The organism is Thiobacillus sp., from assembly GCF_024708915.1.
The window spans coordinates 1-7,411 of sequence record NZ_JANJXQ010000092.1; the positions used below are offsets into that span (position 1 = coordinate 1).

General features: G+C 66.3%; 5 protein-coding genes. 2 read left to right on the plus strand and 3 right to left on the minus strand.

Features of this window, described 5'->3' with window-relative positions:
- Positions 1-163: 163 nt before the first annotated feature.
- Both Q0L94_RS07265 and secA read right to left on the minus strand, forming a co-directional pair.
- Positions 164-391 carry a hypothetical protein gene (locus tag Q0L94_RS07265; RefSeq protein ID WP_296751860.1) on the minus strand — a complete coding sequence of 76 codons (228 nt, stop codon included), beginning with the start codon at positions 389-391 and terminating at the stop codon, positions 164-166.
- A gap of 9 nt (positions 392-400) precedes the next feature.
- Positions 401-3,127: a preprotein translocase subunit SecA gene (gene secA / locus Q0L94_RS07270; RefSeq protein ID WP_296751863.1), complete on the minus strand. Its 2,727-nt coding sequence runs from the start codon at positions 3,125-3,127 to the stop codon at positions 401-403.
- A gap of 89 nt (positions 3,128-3,216) precedes the next feature.
- On the opposite strand from secA, the gene Q0L94_RS07275 reads away from it, so the two are divergent.
- Together Q0L94_RS07275 and Q0L94_RS07280 are read left to right on the plus strand one after the other, a co-directional pair.
- Positions 3,217-3,648 carry a DUF721 domain-containing protein gene (locus Q0L94_RS07275; RefSeq protein ID WP_296751865.1) on the plus strand — a complete coding sequence of 144 codons (432 nt, stop codon included), beginning with the start codon at positions 3,217-3,219 and terminating at the stop codon, positions 3,646-3,648.
- Positions 3,649-3,802: 154 nt separating this feature from the next.
- The gene (locus tag Q0L94_RS07280; RefSeq protein WP_296751868.1) at positions 3,803-5,260 is read left to right on the plus strand and encodes a sensor domain-containing diguanylate cyclase; all 1,458 of its coding nucleotides are present in this window, start codon (positions 3,803-3,805) and stop codon (positions 5,258-5,260) included.
- Positions 5,261-5,270: 10 nt separating this feature from the next.
- Here the strand turns inward: Q0L94_RS07280 and Q0L94_RS07285 are convergent, their stop codons facing one another.
- A complete protein-coding gene (locus Q0L94_RS07285) occupies positions 5,271-7,121 on the minus strand; it encodes a DUF6600 domain-containing protein (RefSeq protein WP_296751871.1) in 1,851 nt (616 codons plus the stop codon).
- Between the last annotated feature and the right edge of the window lie 290 nt (positions 7,122-7,411).

Below are 7,411 nucleotides of genomic sequence, written 5' to 3' on the forward strand. Positions count from 1 at the left end.
TTGAGCCTGCGCGAGCGGCTGCAGTCGGCGCAACGCGACAGCAGCGCGCGCTCGAACGGGCAGCTGTGCTCGATATAGGCCTCGCGGGCCAGTTTGTAAGCGCCTTCGTTGTATTCAGCCATAAGGCGTCATCATACAAAACCTGGTTGAACACGCGCCGGTTTTACCAGTCGTCGCCGGACAGGGTCTTGTCCAGCTCGCGCTCGGCAGTCAGCGTTTCCTGCGCGGCGATCTCATTCTCCGCGAAGATCATCCTGTACTTGTCGCCGGACTTGGGATCGAGCGTCTTGCGCAGTTCGTTGACGTGGGCACGGGCCTCCTTGAAGCTCGCCCATTCGCCCTGTTTTTCCAGCACTTTGAACATTCCCATGCGGAACACGTAGTAAGGCATGACCGCTCCTCAACTCAATTTGCCGTGGCACTGCTTGTACTTCTTGCCCGAACCGCACGGGCAGGGATCGTTGCGACCGACCTTGGGGTAGGCGTCGGCTGGGCCCGCCGCAGCGGCTTCGGCCGCCGCAAAATCCTGCGCCTCGTCGTAGCCGGCGTGCTGGTATTGCACATTGGACGGCTCTTCGAGCTCGACCGCCTGCACGTCCTCGGGCGCGCGAATCTGCACCGTGCTGGTGATCTGCGTGACCTCGGCCTTGATCGCGGTGAGCATGGCGGAGAACAGCTCGAACGCTTCGCGCTTGTATTCCTGCTTGGGCTGCTTCTGCGCATAGCCGCGCAGGTGGATGCCCTGGCGCAGATGATCCAGCGCCGACAGGTGATCGCGCCAGTGGCTGTCGAGGCTTTGCAGCATCACCGCGCGCTCGAACTGGCGCAGGCCGTCGGCGCCGACCAGCGCTTCCTTCTCCTTGTACAGCGTATCGGCGGCGTCCATGATCTTCTTGCGCAGGCCTTCCTCGTCGAGCGCCTTGTCCTCGCCCAGCCATTGCGCGAGCGGCAGGTCGAGCGAGAATTGCGCCGCCAGCGACTTTTCCAGCCCCGCCACGTCCCACTGTTCGTCCATGCTGCCGGGGGCGATGTACAGGTTGATGGCATCGTCCAGCACGTCGTCGCGCATGGCGCGGATGGTGTCGCCGATGTCCGCGCTCGCCAGCAGTTCGTTGCGCTGCTCGTAGATCACCTTGCGCTGGTCGTTGGAGACGTCGTCGTATTCGAGCAGCTGTTTGCGGATGTCGAAGTTGCGCTGCTCGACCTTGCGCTGCGCGTTTTCGATCGCGCGCGTCACCCACGGATGCTCGATCGCCTCGCCCTCGGGCATTTTCAGGCGGTCCATGATGGCGGCCACGCGATCGGAAGCGAAGATGCGCAGCAGCGGGTCTTCCAGCGACAGGAAGAAGCGGCTGGAGCCGGGGTCGCCCTGGCGCCCGGAACGGCCGCGCAACTGGTTGTCGACGCGGCGCGACTCGTGGCGTTCGGTGCCGATGATGTGCAGCCCGCCGGCCGCCAGCACGGCCTCGTGGCGTTGCTGCCAGTCGGCCTTGAGCGCATCGACGCGGCCGGCCTTGTCGCTGTCGGACAAGGCCTCGTCCTGATCGACGGCGTCGATCTCTTTCTGGATGCTGCCGCCCAGCACGATGTCGGTGCCGCGGCCCGCCATGTTGGTGGCGATGGTGATGCCGCCCGGCAGGCCGGCCTGCGCGATCACCTCGGCTTCGCGCGCGTGCTGCTTGGCGTTCAGCACGTTGTGCGGCAGCCCGGATTTGGTCAGTTCGGCCGACAGGTGTTCATTGGCCTCGATCGAGGTAGTGCCGACCAGCACCGGCTGGCCGGCGGCATTGCGCGCGCGGATGTCGTTGATCACCGCCTGGTCGCGTTCCTTCGCGGTGCGGTAGACCTGGTCGTGCTCGTCCTTGCGGATCATCGGCCGATGGGTCGGGATGACCACGGTCTCGAGGCCGTAGATACTCTGGAATTCGAAGGCTTCGGTGTCCGCGGTGCCGGTCATGCCGGACAGCTTCTGGTACATGCGGAAGTAGTTCTGGAAGGTGATCGAGGCCAGCGTCTGGTTCTCCTTCTGGATCGCCACGCCTTCCTTGGCTTCGACCGCCTGATGCAGACCTTCCGACCAGCGGCGGCCACTCATCAGGCGGCCGGTGAATTCGTCGACGATGACGACCTCGCCGTTCTGTACCACGTAATGCTGATCGCGGAAGAACAGCGCGTACGCGCGCAGCGCAGCGTACACGTGGTGCATCAGCATGATGTTGGCGGCGTCGTAGAGGCTGCCGCCGGGCTGCAGCAGGCCCATCTCGGTGAGGATTTCCTCGACCTTTTCGTGGCCCGCTTCGGACAGCAGCACCTGGCGCGACTTCTCGTCGACCGAGTAGTCGCCTTCCGACTCCTCGTCCTTCTGCCGGACGAGGCGCGGCGGCACCAGATTGACCTGCTGGTACAGCGCGGTGTTCTCCTCCGACTGCCCGGAGATGATCAGCGGGGTGCGCGCCTCGTCGATCAGGATCGAGTCGACCTCGTCGATGATGCCGTAGGCCAGCGGGCGCTGCACCTTCTCGCCCGCCTGGTAGACCATATTGTCGCGCAGGTAGTCGAAACCGTATTCGTTGTTGGTGCCGTAGGTGATGTCGGCGGCGTAGGCGGCCTGCTTCTCGGCATGCGGCATCTGCGACAGGTTGACCCCGGTGGTGAGGCCAAGGAAGCCGTACAGCCGGCCCATCCATCCGGCATCGCGGCTGGCCAGGTAGTCGTTCACCGTCACCACGTGCACGCCCTTGCCCGCCAGCGCATTCAGATAGGCCGGCAGCGTCGCCATCAGCGTCTTGCCCTCGCCGGTGCGCATCTCGGCGATCTTGCCGTCGTGCAGCACCATGCCGCCGACCATCTGCACGTCGAAGTGGCGCATGCCGAGCACCCGCTTCGACGCTTCGCGCACCACGGCGAAAGCCTCCGGCAGCAGCTTGTCGAGCGTCTCGCCCGCGTTGGGCGTTCCAGCCTGGCCCAGCCGGGTCTTGAATTCGGCGGTCTTGCCGGCCAGTTCGGCGTCGGACAATTTCTCCATCGCCGGTTCCAGCGCGTTGATCGCTTTCACCTTTTGCAGGTATTGTTTGACCAGCCGCTCGTTGCGGCTGCCGAAAACTTTCTTGAACATGGATTGCAGCATGAGGAATCCGAAATGCCCGCAGGACGCGGTAAATCGTTGAATTTTAACATAGCGGAACGGGCTTCCCGTGACGCTGTCGTGTCGCGCGCATGAGCGCCGCCAGCCTCGCGGAGTTGCTGGCCAGCCAACTGCCGTCCGGCCTCGCCGTGCGCGCCCGGGCATTGCTCGGCGCCCAGGCCGCGCTCGAGCAGGCCCTGCCCGCAGCGCTGGCCGGGCATGTCCGCGTCGTGCAGCTGGAAAACGCCGTATTGAGCCTCGCCTGCGACAGCGGCGCCGTCGCCAGCCGCCTGCGCCAGCAGACCGACGCCCTGCTGGCCGGCCTCGGCAAGCGCGGCATCGCGGCCGCGGCGGTGCGCGTCAGCGTCAACCCCGAACTGCTGGCGCGCTACGTCCACCCGGTCGAGAAAGCCGGCTTGCCGCCCGCCGCGCTGGACGGGCTGGCGCACCTCAACGCGGAAATCGGGGACGGGCCGTTGAAGGACGCCCTGGACCGGCTGTTGCGCCATCACCGCAAAGCCTGACCGGACGCGGCCTTTCCCGTCCGCGACCACGCGATTGCCCGCCGCAGCGGGGCGCAGCCGCTGAAAACCGTCCGGCCGGTGTCATACTGCCGCCCCTGACGCCTCGCCCCGCAGGGCGCTCGCCGATACCGTCAGCCCCCGCTCCCTCTCGAACATGTACTCGACACATCGCATTTTCAAACGCCAGCGTCTGCTCCTGTGGCTGAGCATCCTGCTCGCCATGGGATTCTTCGCCACCACCCTGAGCAGTTACTACGTGTCGAAGCAGGCGATCCTGAACGCCATCGTCGCCCAGGAACTGCCGCTCACATCGAGCAACGTCTATTCGGAAATCCAGAAAGACCTGGTGCGGCCGGTGCTCATCTCGTCAACCATGGCGCACGACACGTTCCTGCGCGACTGGGTGCTGGGCGGGGAGCAGGACGTCGATGCCATGACCCGTTACCTGCGGGAGATCAAGGTGCGCTACGGGGCATTCAGCAGCTTCTTCGTCTCCGAGCGCAGCACCCGCTACTACACCGGCGAGGGCATCCTCAAGCAGGTGTCGCCGCAGGCGCCGCGCGACGCCTGGTACTACCGCGTGCGCGCCATGCCGGAGCCCTACGAGGTCAACGTCGACCCCGACCTCGCCAACCGGGACGCCCTGACTATTTTCGTCAACTACCGCGTCTTCGACTTCGACGGCCGCTTCCTCGGCGCCACCGGCGTCGGGCTCACGGTGGACGCCGTGCGTCGTCTCATTTCGAGTTACCAGCAGCGCTTCCAGCGCACCATCTACTTTGTCGATGCCGATGGCAAGACCGTCCTGTTCGGCAACCAGTCGGGGCGCCGGGAGACCGACCTGCGCGCCATCCCGGGCCTGCGCGACATTGCCGACCGCATCCTGCGCGAAAAGTCGGGCACCTACCGGTTCAGCGACGGCAGCGGCCTGCATCTGCTCAACGTGAACTACGTTCCCGAACTGAAGTGGTACCTGTTCGTGGAGAAACGCGCCGACACCGCGCTGGCCGACATCCGCCAGACGCTCTACGTCAACCTCGCGGTATGCCTCGGCATTACCCTGCTGGTGCTGTTCCTCACCCATGTCGCGCTCGCGCGATACCAGCAGCGCATCGAGGACATGGCCGCCACCGACAAGCTCACCGGCCTGCTCAATCGCCAGGCCTTCAGCATCCTCATCGACAAGGTCTGCGCCGAATACCGGCGCGATCCGCAACCGATTTGCCTCCTCCTGGTCGACGTCGACCACTTCAAGTCGATCAACGACCGCTTCGGCCATGCCGGCGGCGACCGTATCCTGAGTCAGATTGCGGCATCCCTGCAGGAAGGCTTGCGGGCCTCGGATATCGCCATCCGCTGGGGCGGCGAAGAGTTTCTCGTCGTGCTCAAGGGCAGCGCGCTGGAGCAGGCGCAGCGCGTTGCCGAACAGTTGCGCCTGAAAATCGAACAGGCGCAGTTTTCCGCCGCTACGCAGCCGGTCTCGGCCACCGTCAGCATCGGCGTCAGCCAGTACGATGGGATAGAGTCCTGCGAAGAGGCCATCGGCCGCGCCGACGCCGCGCTCTATGCGGCGAAAAACGGCGGCCGCAACCGCGTCTGCGTGGCCTCGTAAGCCTCGTCGTTCAACGCGCGTTGCGGTCCCGACCCCTGTAAGTCTGGTTGGCCGGCTGGCCAGGAAGCGATCGCGCCCTGCCGTCCCGACTGGTTTCGCCACGCGGCACGGCGGACTCGGGGCGTGCCCGCGGCGCCTGCATGCCGTCCGTTGCCGGTGGCCGGTCTGGCCGGGGCGCGGGCAGCGCCTCGCGCTGCCGGGGAGCGCGCTCGCGAGCCGGCGGCTGGCTGCGCGCAGCGTCCGGAGACGCGGGCGCCGGCCGTCTCACCTCGCCATAGCGCGGCGGCAGCGGCGGCGGCATCCGCTCCGGCCCCGCCTCGGCGCCGCGGGGCGGCCGCGGCAGGCTGCGTGCATCGTCGACGCGTCGAACCGGCGGAATCACGTAGCGGGATTGCGTCGCGTCGCGGCTGCGCAGGCGCGCCTGGTCGTCCTGCCACGGTTCCGCCTGTGCCCGTTCGCGCGGCATGCGCGTCGACACCACCGGACGCGCGACGATTTCGCGCGGCGGCTGCACCCCCCTGGGCGCGCCGCTGGACAGGCTGGCGCGCGAGGGCTTGACCGGCAGCCCGCCGCGCACCGGCGCAAATTCGGCAGCGCGGTAACGCGTTTCCATGACCGGGCGAATCCGCTCGCGCCCGAACTTGTCGGCCGGCAACCCGTGGACGGCGCGCGGCAATCCGGCATTATGGAAATGGATGTTCTCCGCCTTGATGACGGTGGTGTGCCTGATCGCCACGTTGTTGACGATGCGCGGCCCGCCCCAGCCCGCCCAGCGGGGATGGCCGCGGCGTTCCGCACGCCCCCACCACGGCAGCACCGGCTCGCCCCAGGAGAGCGCCACCCACCACAGCCCCGGCAGGCCAGCGCTGATGCTTGCCGACACGTCATGGCCGCGGATCATGAACGCCACCAGTGCAGGCGAGTACACCGAACGCCGCACCACCGGCCCCGGCGCCCACCCCCAGAAACCGTCGATAAATATCCAGCGGCCGTAATGGAAGGGCGCCCAGCCCCACGGCGCATCGTCGATCCAGGTCCATTCGTAATAAGGATCCCACACCCACGAGCCGCTGCTGTAGGGCGCCCAGGTGGTGCTTACCCCGTAGGGAATCCACACCGAGCCGTAGGTCGGCACCACGCGCCAGCGGCCGTAGTGATCGAGTTCTTCCGCACCGTACACATCGGGCGGCAGGTAACGGCTACTGATCGATTCGCCGATGCGGTCGCTGCGCGCATCGTTCCAGCGGTCCCAGGCATCCGGCTCGGCCGCGGCATAAGTGGCTACTGTCACCGGATTGCCCGCGGTGACGACGATGTCTTCGGAGGGAAAAATGCCCAGCGAGCGGCCGTCGGCCGTGGTCACGGTGGCCTCGCCGCCACGGCGGGTGATGAAGCGGGTATCGCGCTCGGCCACCTCCACCCGGTAATAGCCGGGATGCCCGATGACGAACACCGCGTTCGGCGTGTTCACCTCCACCGTATCGCCCGCTGCGATGCTGCGCATGTCGAAGGAGGCCCGCCCGTCGGTCAGCTTGAACTGGATGCGGCGCTCGTCCTGCTCCAGCAGCGACAGCTGGCTGTTGGCGTCCGCGCGCACGAAGCTGCGGCTGCCGAATTGCACCTCGAAATTGGCGTTGTTGCCGCTATACAGCGCGTCGCCCTCCGCCAGCGCCAGGTTGGGGCGCGCGCGCACCCACTCGTCGGCCCCCTGCCGCCAGTACGACACCTCGCCGTCGATGAAGCTCAGCCGTGGCGGCGTGGGCGCCCACGCCTCGTCATCCTCCTGGGCCAGCACGGAGGTGCCCGACAGGGCAAGCAGAAACCATAGTGGAACCAGCCAGATGCATTGCAGGGCGGTCATGGAAGCTCCTCAATGTCAGGATCAAATCAGGCAGACAGGTAAAGCGGGCTTTTCTCTTTATAGCCCTTCGGGCAAGCAGGAAGAGGCTGGGTTCTGCGGTTTACGCCTGATCGCAGGGCGCACCGGCCATGAGGAAACAGCGAATACACCTAGTGTCGCGACTCAGAAATAGGGGAACGGAATGAAACGGATGGATTTTTTCGCAGGGCAAGGCGCGAGGAGGCGACATAGCCGGCTCTATGGCAACGACGAGCAACGCCGCCATGCGGAAAAAGACGCCGTTTCATGTT

Coding starts and splice junctions, on each gene's coding strand:
- Q0L94_RS07265 (WP_296751860.1), bottom strand. CDS start 391: ATGCCTTACTACGTGTTCCGCATGGGAATGTTCAAAGTGCTGGAAAAA.
- secA (WP_296751863.1), bottom strand. CDS start 3,127: ATGCTGCAATCCATGTTCAAGAAAGTTTTCGGCAGCCGCAACGAGCGG.
- Q0L94_RS07275 (WP_296751865.1), top strand. CDS start 3,217: ATGAGCGCCGCCAGCCTCGCGGAGTTGCTGGCCAGCCAACTGCCGTCC.
- Q0L94_RS07285 (WP_296751871.1), bottom strand. CDS start 7,121: ATGACCGCCCTGCAATGCATCTGGCTGGTTCCACTATGGTTTCTGCTT.
- Q0L94_RS07280 (WP_296751868.1), top strand. CDS start 3,803: ATGTACTCGACACATCGCATTTTCAAACGCCAGCGTCTGCTCCTGTGG.